At 36.4% G+C, this 17,409-nt stretch carries 13 protein-coding genes; 4 read left to right on the top strand and 9 right to left on the bottom strand.

Annotated features, from left to right (window positions below):
- Positions 1 to 78: 78 nt before the first annotated feature.
- A complete protein-coding gene (gene folE / locus ABD792_RS13975; protein WP_345006875.1) occupies positions 79 to 666 on the top strand; it encodes a GTP cyclohydrolase I FolE in 588 nt (195 codons plus the stop codon).
- Positions 667 to 709: 43 nt separating this feature from the next.
- Entirely contained in the window at positions 710 to 988 is a 279-nt protein-coding gene (locus ABD792_RS13970; RefSeq protein WP_345006874.1) for a hypothetical protein, read from the top strand.
- Between the two features lie 77 nt (positions 989 to 1,065).
- On the opposite strand, the gene ABD792_RS13965 is transcribed toward ABD792_RS13970, so the two are convergent.
- From ABD792_RS13965 to ABD792_RS13945, 5 genes are all read right to left on the bottom strand, one after another.
- Positions 1,066 to 3,300, bottom strand: a complete 2,235-nt coding sequence (locus tag ABD792_RS13965; protein ID WP_345006873.1) for a TonB-dependent receptor — start codon at positions 3,298 to 3,300, stop codon at positions 1,066 to 1,068.
- A gap of 123 nt (positions 3,301 to 3,423) precedes the next feature.
- Positions 3,424 to 3,762, bottom strand: coding sequence for a hypothetical protein (locus ABD792_RS13960; protein ID WP_345006872.1), 339 nt, complete (start codon positions 3,760 to 3,762; stop codon positions 3,424 to 3,426).
- Entirely contained in the window at positions 3,762 to 4,256 is a 495-nt protein-coding gene (locus tag ABD792_RS13955; RefSeq protein WP_345006871.1) for a DUF6787 family protein, read from the bottom strand. Before ABD792_RS13955 ends, ABD792_RS13960 begins: the two co-directional genes overlap by 1 nt.
- 37 nt (positions 4,257 to 4,293) lie before the next feature.
- Positions 4,294 to 4,728, bottom strand: coding sequence for a DUF6146 family protein (locus tag ABD792_RS13950; protein WP_345006870.1), 435 nt, complete (start codon positions 4,726 to 4,728; stop codon positions 4,294 to 4,296).
- Positions 4,729 to 4,958: 230 nt separating this feature from the next.
- Positions 4,959 to 6,806 (bottom strand): sulfatase-like hydrolase/transferase, encoded by a 1,848-nt coding sequence (locus ABD792_RS13945; protein ID WP_345006869.1) that lies wholly within the window; start codon positions 6,804 to 6,806, stop codon positions 4,959 to 4,961.
- 456 nt (positions 6,807 to 7,262) lie between these two features.
- Here ABD792_RS13945 and ABD792_RS13940 point away from each other — a divergent pair, with 456 nt between their 5' ends.
- A complete protein-coding gene (locus ABD792_RS13940) occupies positions 7,263 to 8,912 on the top strand; it encodes a sulfatase family protein (protein ID WP_345006868.1) in 1,650 nt (549 codons plus the stop codon).
- Positions 8,913 to 8,921: 9 nt separating this feature from the next.
- Positions 8,922 to 11,207: a glycoside hydrolase family 20 protein gene (locus tag ABD792_RS13935; protein WP_345006867.1), complete on the top strand. Its 2,286-nt coding sequence runs from the start codon at positions 8,922 to 8,924 to the stop codon at positions 11,205 to 11,207.
- Positions 11,208 to 11,414: 207 nt separating this feature from the next.
- Here ABD792_RS13935 and ABD792_RS13930 read toward each other — a convergent pair whose 3' ends face one another.
- From ABD792_RS13930 to ABD792_RS13915, 4 genes are all read right to left on the bottom strand, one after another.
- Positions 11,415 to 12,221, bottom strand: a complete 807-nt coding sequence (locus ABD792_RS13930) for a helix-turn-helix domain-containing protein (RefSeq protein WP_345006866.1) — start codon at positions 12,219 to 12,221, stop codon at positions 11,415 to 11,417.
- Between the two features lie 2 nt (positions 12,222 to 12,223).
- Positions 12,224 to 15,889, bottom strand: coding sequence for a phosphoribosylformylglycinamidine synthase (gene purL / locus ABD792_RS13925; protein ID WP_345006864.1), 3,666 nt, complete (start codon positions 15,887 to 15,889; stop codon positions 12,224 to 12,226).
- Between the two features lie 115 nt (positions 15,890 to 16,004).
- A complete protein-coding gene (locus ABD792_RS13920; RefSeq protein WP_345006863.1) occupies positions 16,005 to 16,865 on the bottom strand; it encodes a fructosamine kinase family protein in 861 nt (286 codons plus the stop codon).
- Positions 16,866 to 16,883: 18 nt separating this feature from the next.
- A complete protein-coding gene (locus ABD792_RS13915; protein ID WP_345006862.1) occupies positions 16,884 to 17,375 on the bottom strand; it encodes a flavodoxin family protein in 492 nt (163 codons plus the stop codon).
- Between the last annotated feature and the right edge of the window lie 34 nt (positions 17,376 to 17,409).

The following is a 17,409-nucleotide window of genomic DNA, read 5'->3' as shown; positions in this document are numbered from 1 at the left end:
TGTTAACGTTTTACAAGTTTAAAACGGAAAGTAGACTAATAATTTTTGATTATTTTTATAACTATAAATTTAAGTTAGATGCCATATAAAAAGTTAGAAGAATACAATATTCAGGTTACGGACGATGTTAAAAACCGCTATAAGAGTATTATTGAAGAATTGGGAGAAGATACGACTCGGGATGGATTATTAAAAACACCTGAGCGGGCAGCAAAGGCTATGTTGTTTTTAACCCAAGGATATCATCAAGACCCCGTTGAGGTACTTAAAAGCGCTATGTTTAAAGAGTCTTATAATGAAATGGTAATTGTTAAGGATATAGAGCTGTACTCGCTTTGTGAGCACCATATGCTCCCGTTCTTTGGTAAAGCACATATTGCATATATACCTAATGGAAATATAGTTGGGTTAAGCAAACTGCCTAGGGTGGTCGATATTTTTGCAAGGCGATTGCAAGTTCAGGAACGTCTTACAGAAGGTGTGTTAGACTGTATAAACGATACCTTAAAGCCTCAAGGTGTTGCTGTTGTAATTGAAGCTTACCACATGTGCATGATGATGCGTGGTGTACAAAAGCAAAATTCGGTAACGACCACCTCGGGATTTAGAGGACAATTTGAAAAAATTGAAACAAGAAACGAGTTTCTAAAGTTGATAGGAAAGTAAATAGTCCTATAGTATTCATAATGATTTTACAATTGGCTATTCTATGAACAAGTATAAAAAGTTAGTGCTTTGTCTTTTTTTGGATGCAATAGGATATGTATCCTTTTTAATTCCAGGAGTTGGAGAATTTTCAGATGTAGTTTGGGCTCCGGTATCGGCTTGGCTAATGACTAAGCTCTATAAGGGCAGAGCAGGGAAAATAGCAGCAGTTGTTTCTTTTGTAGAAGAGCTAATGCCAGGTGTAGATGTTGTGCCAACCTTTACGTTAATGTGGTTGTATGTTTATGTCTTTAATGCTAAATCCATAGCAGAAAATAGCTAACGAGAGCCATTTGTAAATAAAAAGGTTGCGTATGATGACTCCATACGCAACCAAACAATCTTCTCTTTACGTTGCTTTTACAGTTTGTAGGTTATACCTATATTGATGTTTCTTCCCATATTAAAGATACCATCAGTTTTTAAGCGAGATAAATGACTTATGTATGTTTTGTTGGCAAGGTTGTTACCTGTTAACATTACAGTTAATTCACGTTTTAAACACATAAAGGATCCTCCTAAACCAGCATTTAGTAAGTTATAACCAGGGGTGTTATCCTCAAAATCACCGACCTTATTCTGTTCAAATACAGATTTAAGCTTAACAAAGACGTAGCCTTTGTGTAACCACTTGTTATTTAGTTCTACTTTAACCATATTATTTAAGCTATTGGCTGGAATTAAAGGTAGATATAAACCATTGGTTTGTTTTCCGGTAACCGTTTCAAAACTTGTTTCAAAGTGTAACCAATCTAGAGGGTGAGGATGTAAATGAAATCCAAATTCCCCACCGTAAAGTTTAGCATCTTCTTGGGAGTACGTAAAAACAGGAGTATTGTCTATTTCTGTTCCGTTGGGAGCAAGGAATATATAATTATTTACTGTATTGTAAAATCCGTTAACAAAAAATTCTAGATGTTGACTTTTGTATTCTAATGAAACATCCGTTTGAAAGTTTTGCTCATTTTTTAAATTGCTATTTCCAATTTCATAGCGGTTGGCACCTTCATGTGTGCCGTCAGAAGCTAATTCAGACAAATTTGGAGCCCTAAAACCACTGGCTAGATTAATTCTACTAGTAATATTTTGGGTAATATTTGTTTTAAATCCTATGGCACCGTTAAAACTATTATAGTTTCTATTCAGTGTGTTATTGATTTCTATATTCCTATGGTCGAAACGAGCACCTAATTGAATATCTGCATTTTTAAAATGAATATGGGATGTTCCTAAAATCCCAATATCATTAGTTATCGCATTGGGAATTAGGGTTTCTTCTCCATAATTTGTATTTACCTGGTTCATACCCTGGATGCCTATTATGGTTTCAAACTTTCCTAGTTTTGGCAAGTTGTATTTAACATCATAATTTATGGTTTTTAGTTTCATGTGTAAAGCAGCTTCCAGAATATCGTCATCATGGAGTTCTTCCTCATGATCTTCTTCCTCATGGTCTTCTTCGTGTTCGTCGTGATGGTGCTCTTCAAACTCTTTACGATCATTATATATATAGCCTAAGTTAATATTTAAGCTTGAAGTATTAAAAAAGAGTTTAGTTTTAGAACTAAATACATGATTTGTTACCTCTTGGAAGGGTAATAGTGGTGACTTGTTGGTGGATTGCTCACCTATGCCTTCTGGGATACCTGGTTTTAAATTATTGACATTATATCGAAATTCTGTTTTAAACCCTTTAGACTGGTAGCCTAATCCAGCCTTAAAGTCTTGCTCTCTAAATCGGGTATTGGTAACACGGTATGATTTGGTTTTGTAATCGGAATGCTCAGCAAGACTTCCTCTAAATAGAAATTTAAAATGATCGTTGGATTGCTTATAACCTGCACTCGTAGAGTAACCATTTGTATTACTAATATAATTGGCATTAATATCGCCCGAATTGGTGTTTTGTTGAGCAAAACGCTCGGGGTTTAAGTATAAAACTCCTCCAAGTGCATCACTACCGTAGAGTAGTGAAGCAGGCCCTTTTATAACTTCTACACTTTCTATGCCCGCATCGTTAACTCCTAATCCGTGTTCATCTCCAAATTGTTGGTTTTCCAATCGAACACCTTGCGTGTATACTAAAACTCTATTAGAACTAAGTCCCCTAATTACAGGTTTTCCAATACTTAAGCCAGTAGAAATGCTTTCTACCCCAGCAATATTGCTGATACCATCTGCAAGGGTTATAGCGCCATTAGATTTTAGATCACTTACGTTTGCCTGTTCCACTTTCATAACATTTTCACTTTGTAGTTTGTGAAATGGTGTAGAAATAATAACACTTTCAATTTCTATGGCAGAAGGTGTTAATGATATGGTAAGGGGGGCATTTGAAGGTATTGTCGTTCTTAAAGAAAAGGTTTCGTATCCTAAGGCAGAAACAATCAAGGTGTAGTTGCCTGAGGGCAGACCACTTATGTTGAAAGAACCGTCTTCGTCTGTATAAGTCCCTTTTTCTAAATCAGGGAGGTAAACATTTACAAAAGCTAGACCTTTTTGGGAAGTCGTCTCGACCACGCTTCCTTCTAGTATATTTTGGGCTTGTACACTAGCTATGCTTAGGCATAGCAGCATATTTATTATTAATTTCATATTTCTGTTTATATAAAAAGTACTGGAAATTATAGGTATTTCATTCATATATTGAAAACCTATAATTTCTGTTTATAATTGATTTTAAGGGCTGAATGATTTCTTATTTCTTCAGCGGGTGCACTATAAAATTAATGTTGTAGGAGGACCTCGAAGAGCGGTGTGCCTTGATTGGTATTCACTTAAAAAAGTATAATGTGATTCTATTTTTAAAGTAGGCTCTTCAACCGAAAACAACTCAATGCTATATAACGAAAAAGTATAGCTGTTGCTTAATTTAAACTTATAAAAAGCACAATCTACATCTACCTTGTGCAGGTGTGTTGTAGATTCACCTAAGCAGACTTCGTGCTTGTGGTGCGAAAAAATATGAGCAAACTTTATGGTAGCTGGAAGCAACAGAGTTACTGCCAATAAGAAGGTAAAAGATTTAAAAACTATATGTGTTCTTAATTCTTTCATTAATCAATAAAACGCTTAAAGCCTAAACGACGGAGCATCTTTTTCTCAAAGTCCCAAAAGAACTTAAATTGACCAAATAACCATCCCATTAATACCAAAGTAATTTGGTAAAAAACAAATCCAATTACTATATATAGACCCCAATAAATAGCTAGAGGTAAGTTGTCTTTTGTTATTCCAGCCAATTTTATAATGGGACGGCTTACAAAAACAGAAGAAGAGCCAGTAAAGGCAAAGACTAGAAAAATAGTTATAAGTTCCCAACGATACGTTACTTGCCATTTCTTTTCTAGTTTGTTGAAGATGGTAAGCACCAGTTTTAGTAGCGCAAAAAATAAAATTACTGTTAAAATGTAAATGTAACTACTATAAACAGGGGCAATAAATACACTAGATAATTTATATGCCGAATAAATCAATGCTATAAGCCCAATAACAGGGAAGAGCAATTGCCAGTTTTTATGTATCTCCCAACGTTCTTTTAATCTTCTCACAGAAATAATTTAAAATGCAAAAATAGCCAAAAGAGATTTAAATCCTAGGAATAAAACCAGCTAATCGTTGATTATAGGTTAATTGAAAGTATATAAAATAATTGTATAGTTTATAGTTAACGTCGTATCCATAATCAATATGGGGTTGATAGTCTATTTGCATTTCATATAGATTAGGGTTAAAGCGATTTGGACTTAAAACCCTTCTGTTCCATTCGTTTACGTAAAACATGTTTCTATTTTCCATAAACTGTTGGGAGTAGTAACCTTCAGGTCTTGCTCTACTAGCCAACCAGAAATTAAACCCTGGTTCTATAATAATAATCTCGTATTCAATCTCATCGTTTGCAATGCGTACCGTATCATTGACGGCCTCTTGTTTTGCGACATGGTCTTTAGTTGCCATAGTCTTGGAGCTATTGCAACCTATAAGAATGCCTACAGTTAATACTAAATAAACTAAAGTTTTCATACGTTTTAATTTTAGAAGTACTTTTATCATTAGACGTATATAAGCTATTGAAATTTCAATAAACTAAAAATATTTAAGTCTAATAACTTATTTCGTATTTAGTATCAAAAATCATTCCTTAATTGCTTAATTATCAATTAAATGAAAAGTTTGTAGTCAAAAAAAATTCTCGATACTCTTCCCTATGAAATAGTTTGTTTCAAGAAATTCTTTTGTTTTGATAAACAGAATTATTCTATAATAATTTCATCTATAAAAAACCAAGCAGGAAATCCATCACCAGGATGCCCTTTGGGACAGGAGCCAATACCTTGTATTTTAATTTTTAAAAATCTACTTTTTTTATCGATAGACATTGTAAATAAATCAACAAACTTGTTTTTGTTAGAGCTATTGGAAGGGAGAAGGCCTTTTTGTGGCTGTCCAAATGTTTTGCCATCATCAGAAAAATGTAATTCAACAGACTTAGGGCTAAATATCCAATTTCCAGGTTCATGCATATAACCAACACTAATTCGGGAAAGCTTCTTTATAGCCTTTAAATCAATAATAAATTCTAAATTTTTACCTTCTTGCCCTATCCATTGTCCAGAAGCATAATCGTTATAGCCCCGTTTGCCATCAAGCAATACATCAAGGTTTTTGTATTTGTTATGCAGGGGCGTTGTGGCATTTATGTTGGCTTCGCTACCTAAATGTATAACTTTTTGCATTTTTTTGGGAATGTCATTTTTGGCTCCGTGTTCCCAGGAAAGGTATAGATCAATTAGTTCTTTTACTACATCGGGGTGCTTTTCGGCTAAATTTACCATCTCGGAGACATCATTGCCTAAATTAGACAAAAATAAAGCATCGCTTTCCATGTTTAGTTCTCCTTTGTGAGAGGTGTCTTTTGGATAACCAATAAGTTTCCAATTTCCTTTTCTAACAACCCACTGGTTTCCATATTTCCAGAAAGCATTGGTTCTGGGAGATGATGTGTTTGGGTTTTGAAGCATTTTAGACATATCGATACCGTCTAAATTAGGTGCCAGTTTCTTCAAGTTACATAACTTAGCTAAAGTTGGCATCCAGTCAATATTTACAAGAAATTGATCATTTACTATATTCTCAGGAAGGTGGTCTTTCCAACTGATGATGGTTGGAAGTCGTATGCCACCTTCAAATAGACTACTTTTAGCCCCTCTGTAAGGACCAGAATCGCCACCACCACCAAAAGCTCTTATCTCGGTAGAATACCCATTGTCTGATTGGTACACAATAATAGTATTCTCTAAAAGTTTTAGTGATTTTAATTTATCTATTAAGAAGCCAATACGCTCATCGATGGTTGAAATAAATGCTCCGTAATCACCTCTTGGTTTTTCTACGTCTTTATAGTAGTCACGCCATTTTTGTGTTGGTTGGTAAGGGTAATGTGGCATATTAATGGCATAATACATAAAGAACGGTTCATTTTTGTTCTTTTCAACAAAATCCAAAGCTCTATTTGATGCTAAATCAGGAAAGTATTGACCATCATAAAACACTTCCTTGCCGTTTTCGTAAAGATCGTGTATGTTAGGGCCTTCCCAGTAAAAATAATGTGAATAGTTATCAATACAACCACGAAGGTGTCCAAACGAATAATCAAAGCCCTGAGCATTGGGGCCAGACGCTTCGCTCATACCCAAATGCCATTTTCCTATATGCCCTGTCTTATAACCGTTGTCCTTAAATAATTCAGCCAATGTATACTGTGCTTCTGGCAGACCATGAGACCCGGGTGTTGCCGATGTATTTCCTGTTACTCCAGCATTTTGGGGATATTTACCGGTTAATAAAGCAGCTCTGGAAGGTGCACATACAGGAGCGGCTACATAAGCTTGGGTAAAACGTGTCCCCATTTTGGCTAATCTGTCGAGGTTAGGTGTGTAAATATCTTCGGAACCATAACTTCCCAAATCAACAGAACCTTGGTCATCTGTGTAGATTACAATTACATTGGGTCTTGTATTGGTTTGCGAATAAAACTGAAAGCTTAATAAGAAAACAAGAATATTAAAAATGTTTTTTAGCGTATTGGAAAAACTATTCATTTTAATAGGTTTAGTGTTTTAAAAACTAATTAAAAGTATTATCTACTGCAATTTAAAAATTTAATGCTTGCTTCTTTATTGTTTTTAGACTAATAGCAGTGATTGGCTCACGAATAGCAGATTTTAATTAAAAAGAATTCCTCGACGCTCAGGGTCGTGCTTTCCGTTGAAATTGTTATTCCCGTTTTAACGGGATTGGCCTTGTGAGGTCAAAATGAAACGAGCGAAACCTGTACAGAGCATCTCGACAAGCTCGATACAGGCTCATTCTAAGTATACCCCTATGGCTCTGACCAGGGATAGTTCGTTTCAAGAAATTCTTTATTCAAAGATTGCGTTTTATCATTTAAAAAAAGTGAAAATATTCAAGTTTAGGCAAAAATAATACATAGTTGTTATTAAATTATTGGATATATTGCAGGGTTACTATTAAACATAAATAACTAAGTTATATCTATGAAACAAATGCCTTTTAAACGTTTTAGAAAAATAATTGTTACAATAAAGTCTGGTTCGCGTATAATAGCGTTGGCTTGCCTGATAGGAATGATGTTGATGGGATGCAAAAATAAGGATGACAGGCAAGAAAGCGTAGAAAAATATAAACAACCAAACATTGTGTTTATTATGAGCGATGACCATGCTTATCAAGCAATAAGTGCCTACGGACACGGACTCAATAATACACCCAATATTGATAGAATAGCTAAAGAAGGAGCTATTTTTAATAAAGGGTTCGTTACCAATTCCATTTGCGCACCAAGTAGAGCTGTTATGCTAACAGGAAAACATAGTCATATTAATGGAAAAGTGGATAACATTCAAGAATTTAATTGGGATCAAGAAAATTTTGCAAAGTCGCTTCAAAAGTCGGGATACCAAACAGCTATGGTTGGAAAGATTCATTTAGATGGTTTACCGCAGGGATTCCATTATTCTAATGTTTTACCGGGACAAGGCCAATACTATAATCCAGATTTTATCGAAAATGGAGTCAAAAAAAGATACCAAGGTTATGTAACCTCGGTTACAACAGATATTGCTTTAGATTGGCTTAATAACAAGCGAGAAAAAGACAAACCTTTTTTATTGTTGTATCACCAAAAAGCACCACATAGAACCTGGATGCCAGAACCTAAATACTTTGATCTTTTTAAGAATAAGGATTTTACGCCGCCAGCTAATTTTTTTGATGACTATAAAGGTAGAGAAGCAGCTGCAAAACATGAAATGGGAATTTATAAGCATATGGATGTGGTTTACGATTTAAAAATGTTGGACAAAGAAGGTGAAATAAAGACTAGATATCGAAACGCTTTCCAAGGTCAGTATAACCGAATGGATTCCATCCAGAAGTTGGCTTGGGACGCCCATTATGATCCGATTATTTCCGATTTTAAAGCGCAAAAGCTAGAAGGTGAAGCTTTGGCCTTATGGAAATACAATCGCTATATGGAGGATTATTTAAGTACCATACAGTCGGTTGATGATGGTGTAGGCGAGATACTCGATTATTTGAAAGCTAACGGGTTAGAAGAAAATACAATAGTTGTTTATACATCCGATCAAGGCTTTTATTTAGGAGAGCATGGTTGGTTTGACAAACGTTTTATGTACGAAGAGTCGTTTAGAACACCGTTGTTAATGAAATACCCAAGAGAGATCAAACCGGGTACGGTAATTAATGAAATGGTACAGAACTTAGATTTTGCGCCTACTTTTTTAGATTATGCAGGTGTAGATATTGCGTCGGATATTCAGGGAGAATCGTTTAGAGAATTGGTAAAAGGAGAGACCTCCGACTGGCGTGATGCTATTTATTATGGGTATTATGAGTTTCCGGGTGAGCACCATGTAAAAAGACATTACGGTGTTAGAACAGACCGTTATAAACTAATTCACTTTTATTACGATATTGATACCTGGGAATTATACGATTTGGATAAAGACCCTTCCGAAATGCATAATGTCTATGATGATCCTGATTATCTGGAAGTTCGCAAGACTATGCATAAGAAGTTAGAAGCTATACGCATAAAATATAAGGATAGTGATGCCTTAGATCAGGCCAATTTAGAACGTTATTTGAAGGCAAAAGGCGTTTAAAATTTTAAGATGAATTGTATTAAAATATGTTTTGCAGGTGTTTTATTTCTAATAATATCCTGTAAAAATAATGTTCAGTTACAAAGTGGTGTTATACCACAGCCTTATTCTGTTCAATATGAGAAGGGGTACTTTCATATAAATGAAGAAACCGTTATCGTCGTTGACGATACCGTTAAAGGAAAAAAAATAGTAGAAGAACTAACCGCGTTTTTACAATCAAACTTTAATTTAAGGTTAAGTGTTGGATCTGAAGCCAATGTTAATACGATCCAGCTCATTTTACAGGAATCAGGAAACACCAACGGGGGGTATCAGCTTGAGGTATCTAGCAGAGGTATAGTAATTTCAAGTGGAGCATATCGGGGTTTGTTTTATGGCATTCAAACCTTAAAACAGTTATTGTCTCCCAAAATAGTTTTAAAGGAGCCTATACTTCAATTGGTAAAGATCAATGATAGTCCGGAGTTTTCTTGGCGAGGTATGATGCTGGATGTATCCCGGCACTTTTTTCCAAAGGATTCCGTGAAAAAGGTAATAGATATAATGGCCATGCATAAAATGAATAAGTTTCATTGGCATTTGGTAGATGGTATTGGTTGGAGAATTCAGATAGATGCCTATCCGGAATTAACAAACAAGGGAGCATGGCGAAAAGTAAAACCCAATAAGAAACCATGGGAGGATTTTGAATCTTGTTATAGGGATGATGAAGCATCAGTATATGGAGGGTATTATACTAAAGAAGATATCAGGGAAATAGTGGCTTACGCTTCCGATAGGTACATTGATGTAATTCCGGAAATAGAAATGCCCGGACATTCTGAAGCGGCTTTACAGTGTTATCCAGAACTCACCTGTGTTGGAGCAGAAGGAGCAGGTGTTTACTGTGCGGGAAACGATAAGACCTTTGCGTTTTTGCAGAATATTTTAACGGAGGTTATAGAGTTGTTTCCATACCAATATGTCCATATTGGAGGTGACGAGGTAGGAAAGGGAACCTGGCTTCAGTGCACGCGATGCATACAAAGAATGGAAGAGGAAAATTTGAGTAATGGTGAAGCATTACAGAGTTATTTTGTAAAAAGAATGGAGGCCTATATTCATTCAAAACAAAGAAAATTAATAGGTTGGGATGAGATTCTTGAAGGAGGATTACCGCCTAGGGCCACCGTTATGTCTTGGCGAGGCGTTACTGGGGGAATTGAAGCAGCGAATGATGGTCATGATGTGGTGATGTCACCGGGATCCCCCTGTTATTTTGACCACAGTCAGGGCAAAAGTGAATTCGAACCTCCGTCTTGGGGAGGCTATAATAACCTGTTGAAAGTGTATGATTTCAATCCAGTTCCTGAAGCTATTTCTAAAGATAAGAAGCATCATATTTTGGGAGGGCAAGCGAACTTATGGACTGAGCAAATTAAAGATATGAAACACCTTCAATATATGATGCTGCCAAGAGTTTGTGCACTTTCTGAAGCCCTTTGGTGTTCTTCCGACAAAAAGGATAAAGAACAATTTATAAAGAAAATGGATATTCATTTTGACCGATTGAAAGAATTAGGGTATAACTATGCTGAAAGTGCTTTAACCCCCGATTATAATGTTGGTTTTGATAAGGATACAGGGGATTTTAGGCTTACTTTAACCAATGAATTAAACCTTTATGAAATACGATATACCTTGGATGGATCACAACCTAATGCAGATTCACAATTATACGATGCCCCTATTCTATATCGTAGTCCTGTTAACTTATATGCCTTGTGTTTTAGACAAGGCAAACCAGTCGGTTACCCATTAAAGCGTATGTTTTCTACGGGCTTTGGTGATAAATGCCAGATTAAATACTTAAACCCATATAATGAAACTTACAGTGGTGGAGGGGACAAGGCCTTATTTGATAATAAATTTGCTATTGCTCGTGGTGATGACCCTAGTTGGCAGGGAATTTCTGGAAAAGATTTCGATATTATTATTGAATTAGGGAATTTGACCTACATGTCGTACATAAGCATGAACTTTTTTCAGCATATAGGAGCTACATCTGTAATGCTGCCAACACAAGTGCTGGTGTCTGTTTCGAGCGACGGAAAGAACTATACTACTGTGTTAGATGAATCGATAAGCACCGATAAGAGTAGAGATCCAATTATAAAGCGTATAGAAACCGAATTCAAAAAGCAACCAGTAGCCTTTATAAAGATCGTAGCTAAGAATAGGGGAGAGCTGCCTGATTGGCATATAAGAAAGGGAGATGCTTGGTTGTTTTTAGACGAAGTATCCATAAAATAAAAGCCCAGAAAGTTTTATGTTTTTGAGATAAAAAGAGTCTAAAACTCTGGGGATAATTTGGGTAAAAAAAGAGGCGATAGCAACGCCTCTTTTTCTAAATTGATTAATAGCATTCTAATGTTTCTCCCATTAAAATTATCTCTATTCAAATTTAATGCTCTTTTGATGAGTTTTCATGTAAAAAATCGTCAAAATGTAAAATTGATATTAAAAATCGATTTTTTTATACAGAATTTCTCTCATGTTTGAATGCTTATCTCGAAAGAATTGTTTGGGGGTTTGACCTGTAAATTCTTTAATATTTTTAGAAAAATGAGAGTAGTCGTAATACTTGTAATTTTCTATTAGAGGTAGAATGTTGGTTGTTGCGTTTTGTTCGATATGCCTAATAATATAATTGACCCTAATGAGTCTTAAGAATTTATTGGCGGTCATACCAGTAATCTTTTTGAAATGCCTGTTAAGCGTAGAATGCGAAACATGGAAATGCTCTATTAAATCGGTAACATTCAACATGCCGTTGTTTTTTAAGATATACTCAAGGATTGTTGAAATGGCAGTTGGTTTCGACCATTTGGAGTAATAAGTACTTAGATGCTTATCCAATACCTTAATATGATCATTGACATTAGTACAATCTTGTAGTTCCAATAAAAGCTTATGGCATATTTCTTTAGGAATAACTTGCTCCAGATTGATACGGGTATCGGATTTGGATAGGTCACTTCCTGTAATTTTATGGAACTTATCGGGGGCAAGACGAATAGCCAGAAAAGTATCTCCTTTTCTGGCTGATAGTTCGTAATAGCTTGAAGAAGAATTTAAAAAGTATTTAGATAAATAGCGTTCTCCTTTCTCGTCTTTAATTTTAAAATCACCAGATAAAATAAAGACCAAATAATTATAGCCTGTAGAAGCAACTATGGAAGCGTCATCCAGTCGATAGTTAACCTTTACAATATTTAAAAATAAAGGGTGGTTTTTTATTAAATTGGAGACAACTAACTTTGGCAAAACTATTGGTGTTTTTCAATCCACTTCCTTGCATTTACAAAAGCTTCAAGCCAAGGTGATGCTTCATCATTTCTGTCATCGGGATAATAAGCCCAGTTCCACTGAAAAGTAGAGCGTTCAATGTGGGGCATAGTTACTAAATGTCTGCCTGTTTTATCACATAGCATGGCTGTATTATAGTCGGAACCATTGGGGTTATGTGGGTATCCTTCATAACCATATTTAGCAACAATCTTATATTGGTCTTCGGCATGTGGTAGGTTAAATTTACCTTCGCCATGACTAATCCAAACCCCTAGTGTGCTACCAGAAAGTGATGAAAGCATTACCGAATTATTCTCTTGAATCTTTACAGAGGTAAAGTTGCTTTCGTGTTTGTGGGAATCGTTATGGAGCATCTTTCCGTGAACTTCATGATCTGGGGTGATTTCTTCCAATTCCATAAATAACTGACAGCCGTTGCATATACCAACAGATAAGGTGTCTTCTCTATTGAAGAAATCTTGAATAGCCTTGTTTGCCTTTTCATTATATTTTATGGCTCCTGCCCAACCCTTAGCAGATCCGAGTACATCTGAGTTGCTAAATCCTCCAACTGCACCTAAAAACTGAATATCTTCAAGTGTTTCACGACCAGAAATTAAATCCGTCATATGTACATCTTTCACATCAAAACCAGCTAGATACATGGCATTTGCCATTTCGCGCTCACTATTGCTTCCTTTCTCTCTAAGGATGGCAGCTCTAGGGCGTGGTTTGCTATCGTCTATTACGGGAAGCTTACCTGAAAAATGTTTAGGAAAACTGTAATTTAAAGGCTGAACTTTATAGTTTTCATAGCGCGTTTTGGCCAGGTCATTGGCTGTTTGCTTTTGATCTAGTAAGAACGAAGTTTTATACCAGACATCTCTTAGTTCGGAAACATTTAGGGTAAACACATCAGTATCATTCGTAATGTTTAAAGACGTGCTTTCAGTAACTTTACCAATTTTATGGAATGCTATATTTGATGCAGAAAGGACATCTTCTATAGAGTTATCTGCTGCCTGAATAACAATACCAGTGTTTTCAGCAAATAGTAGTTTTAGAGTATCTGGCTCATTTATGCCAGAAAGGTCGAGTTCTGCTCCAAGCTCATTGTCAGCAAAGCACATTTCCAACAAAGTGGTAATCAAACCACCTGAAGCTACATCGTGACCTGCAACAATTTTATCATTTTGAATTAAAGTTTGAATGGTATTAAATACAGTTTTCACATAAACGGCATCTTTAACCGTAGGGGCTTCATTTCCTATTTTGTTAAGGATTTGAGCAAACGAACTACCTCCTAACTTAAAGTTGTCTTGGGAAATGTTGATATAATATATAGCGCCTTTATTTCTCTTAAATACAGGCTCAACAACTTTTGAAATATCAGTACAATTAGCGGCTGCAGAAATGATAACGGTTCCAGGAGCAATAACCTCTTCGTTAGGGTATTTTTGCTTCATAGAAAGAGAATCTTTCCCAGTTGGTACGTTAATGCCCAAATCGATAGCAAATTCAGATACTGCTTCTACAGCTTCATATAGACGTGCATCTTCACCTTCATTTTTGCAAGGCCACATCCAGTTGGCCGATAGGGACACATTTTTTAAACCTTCTTTTAGAGGAGCCCAAATGATGTTAGTCAACGCTTCGGTAATACTATTTCTACTTCCGGCTACCGGATCGATTAATCCCGAAATAGGTGAGTGGCCAATAGAGGTGGCAATACCTTCCTTGCCTTTATAATCCAAAGCCATAACACCAACATTGTTTAAAGGCAATTGCAAAGGTCCTGCACACTGTTGCTTGGCGACTTTACCACCAACGCAACGATCTACTTTGTTGGTTAACCAATCTTTACAGGCTACGGCTTCTAACTGTAGTACCTGTTCCAAATAGCTGTTAAACTTATCTGATGTATAGTTAAGGTCTTTATAGTTTACACTAACTGTTTTATCGTTCATAATTGTTTTGGGAGAACTACCAAACATATCTTCCAATGCTAAGTCCATAGGCGTGTTGCCTTTGGTTTTAGACTGAAAAGTAAAGCGGTTGTCGCCAGTTACATCTCCTACAGTATAGATAGGAGAGCGTTCACGTTCTGCAATGCGCTCCAGAGTATCTATATGCGTGTCGGCAATTACCAATCCCATACGTTCTTGCGATTCATTGCCTATAATTTCTTTGTCGGAAAGTGTGGGGTCACCAACAGGGAGTTTATCCAGATCGATATTGCCTCCTGTTTCTTCTACTAGTTCTGATAAACAGTTTAGATGTCCACCAGCGCCATGATCATGGATGGAAACGATAAAGTTCTCATCGCTTTCCACCATGCCCCGAATGGCATTAGCAGCACGCTTTTGCATTTCGGGATTGGAACGCTGAACGGCATTTAATTCGATTCCTGAGGCAAATTCTCCTGTGTCGGCCGACGAAACTGCAGCGCCTCCCATACCAATACGGTAATTCTCACCACCAAGGATAACAATTTTATCGCCTTGTTTTGGCGTGTCTTTTAAGGCTTGCTCTTTTTTGCCGTAGCCTATACCTCCGGCTAGCATGATAACTTTGTCAAAACCAAGTTTACGCGCCTCTTCTTCGTGTTCAAAGGTTAATACCGACCCACAAATAAGTGGTTGACCAAATTTATTACCAAAATCGGAGGCACCATTAGAGGCTTTAATTAAAATGTCCATTGGAGTTTGGTATAGCCAATCGCGTTCGGCAAAGGCCTTTTCCCATGGTCTGGTTTCCTCCAGTCGGGAATATGAGGTCATATAAACCGCTGTACCCGCTAACGGGATGGCTCCTTTTCCTCCTGCCAAGCGGTCACGTATCTCACCACCAGAACCAGTAGCGGCACCGTTAAAGGGTTCTACTGTTGTTGGGAAGTTATGAGTTTCTGCTTTTAACGAGATAACCGATTCAAAACCCTGTGTAGTATAATAGTCGGGAACATCGGCACGTTTTGGTGCAAATTGTTCTACTTTAGGTCCTTTTATAAAGGCTACATTGTCTTTATAGGCAGACACAATATCGTTTGGGTGTTGCTTTGATGTTTCCTTAATAAGTTTAAATAAAGACGATGGTTTCTCTTCGCCATCAATAATAAAGGTCCCGTTGAATATTTTATGGCGGCAATGTTCGGAGTTTACCTGTGAAAAACCAAAAACTTCTGAGTCGGTTAAAGGCCTTCCAATCTTTTTAGAAACGTCTTCCAGATAAGCTATTTCCTCGTCGTTAAGTGCTAAACCTTCCTTTTGGTTATAAGCCGCAATATCTTCTATGTTAAGGATGGCTTCTGGTTGTATGTCGATGGTAAAGGTATCCTGATCCAGTCCCTTGAATTTTTGGGAGATCATGGGATCATACGCTTTAAAATCTTCAGCAACAGCTTGGAACTCTTCTATTCTTATGATATCTGAAATCCCCATATTTTGGGTAATTTCAACAGCATTGGTACTCCAAGGCGTAATCATGGCTGCTCTGGGACCAACAAAAAAAGCATCTAGGGATGCTTGCTCTATTTTGGGTTGATTTCCGAATAACCAGTTAAGTTTGGAAATACTCTCAGTTGATAATTCTTTTGTTGTTTGAACGGCAAATACCTTGCCGGTTACGTTTCCAAAGAAATGAATCATTATGTACGATTTGTGTTGTGTTTAACAAAGTGCAAAAATACACTTTTTTATGCATTTAAGCTTGCTTTTTTTATGAAAGGATAGGCTCTTATTAACAGTATTTTTAACAAGTGTTTTAAAAATATTTTTTAAGAATCTTTATAACAGAATGATAATAGGATGTACCGAATAGGTTAAGGTGTACCAACAGGTAATACAGTTGGTAAATATCTATGCGGGATTGGGTGTTGGCATCTAGTTTATGGACTTGAAAATAGGTGTCATAAAAAGTAGGGGCAAAGCCGCCAAAAAGTTTGGACATGGCGATATCCACTTCGTTATGGCCGTAATAAGCTGCTGGATCGATAAGGTAAGGACTGCCGTCGGTTGCAATGATGTAATTACCGCTCCAAAGGTCGCCGTGAAGTAATACGGGTTTTATCTCAGAAAACAAGAGCTGTAGTGATGCCTGTATGGTTTCTTGTGAGGGACATTCGCTCTCTGAAAGTAAATGATGCTGTTTAGCCAATTTCAATTGGGGCAGGAGTCTTTCGCAGGTATAAAAATGGATCCATGATTGATGTCGGGTGTTGCTTTGATGAAGGCTCCCAATAGCATTGTCCTGTTCCAGACCAAAGTTAGCGGCGGTATGTTTGTGTAGGGCAGCAAGTTGAAGGCCAAGATTTTCGAAGTCTTTGGGAGAAGCAGATTTATTTTCAATATACTCCAAAAGGAGAAATGAAGTGCCATTAAATGTATCGCAAGCCAAAACTTTTGGTGTTTTAATAGTATTGGTACTGCTTATTAAATTTAGAGCATATGCTTCGGATTGAAACATATGTGCTGCGTTCGTGGCCATATTGACCTTTAGAAAATGGGCATTAGCAGATGTCTCTACTTTATAGGTATGTGAGATGTCTCCTCCAGAAATAGGTTTGATACTTAGTATCTGTTGGTTTATAATATGACTTAACCATTCCTTGAATTTTGAATCCATAGGTTAAATATAAAGCATTTATTTACCAACAAGTTTGATGAAATCGGCAATTTTTCGTTTGCTGCTTTCCCCAGTAATTGTGTGGATGTTTCCAATGTATTCCATGCCTAAATATTTTGCTGTTTCTAAAAAAGGAAGCCAAAAATAAGATCCTAGATTTTCACCTGTTGAACAACTAATTACAGCCATTTTCTTGCCTCGTAATTTTCTTCCTAGCTCTTTTTCCCTAGTTAATAAATCGGTAAAGCGGTCGAAGAACACTTTCATAATTCCACTCATTGCATACCAATAAACAGGGGTTGCAAAGATTAATGTGTCATATTTTTCGATAACTTCTTTCATTAAGGACAGGTAATCATCGTTTTTATTTTCATGATGATAGTCGTAATAGCTGAAATTAAAATCTTGCAAATTGATTAGATCCCATTTTGATTGTGCAATCAACTCTTTGGTAAACGTTGCTGTATCACCATCATTTCTTGAGCTTCCTACAATTACAACTTTTTTCATGTGGCAGTTTTCATCTAATATAGCAGGTTTCTCT

Origin of the sequence: Snuella lapsa (genome assembly GCF_039539345.1) — a bacterium.
Classification (GTDB): domain Bacteria; phylum Bacteroidota; class Bacteroidia; order Flavobacteriales; family Flavobacteriaceae; genus Snuella; species Snuella lapsa.
This window is presented reverse-complemented; position numbering and strand designations above follow the sequence as displayed.